Genomic DNA, 255 nt, shown 5'->3' with positions numbered 1-255 from the left:
TACGCTTCACCTCGCCACCGCGCCCAACCCACAGGGTGAAACCCAGGAATTTACGCCCGAACACCGAGGCTACCGCTGTCTTGCCTTCATTCACCTGTAGATGCAGCTTCGCATACAGGCGTCGAAGGCCCGCCAGCACGCGTTCCCCAGCCTTCCGGCTCTTCACGTAGACGTTGCAGTCGTCGGCATAGCGTGCGAAGCAGTGGCCTCGCCGTTCCAACTCCCGGTCCACTTCGTCCAGCAGGATGTTCGCCA

General features: G+C 61.6%; 1 protein-coding gene. It reads right to left on the bottom strand.

What is annotated here, in order from left to right; genetic code table 11:
- Window positions 1-255, bottom strand: a 255-nt coding sequence (locus tag ACUHMQ_RS21315) for a reverse transcriptase domain-containing protein (protein ID WP_445297429.1), incomplete at both ends; no start/stop codon positions are given.

It is taken from the genome of Chitinimonas violaceus (genome assembly GCF_052601015.1).
The sequence above is the reverse complement of the archived record's forward strand: the minus strand, read 5'-3'. Positions and strand labels throughout refer to the sequence as shown.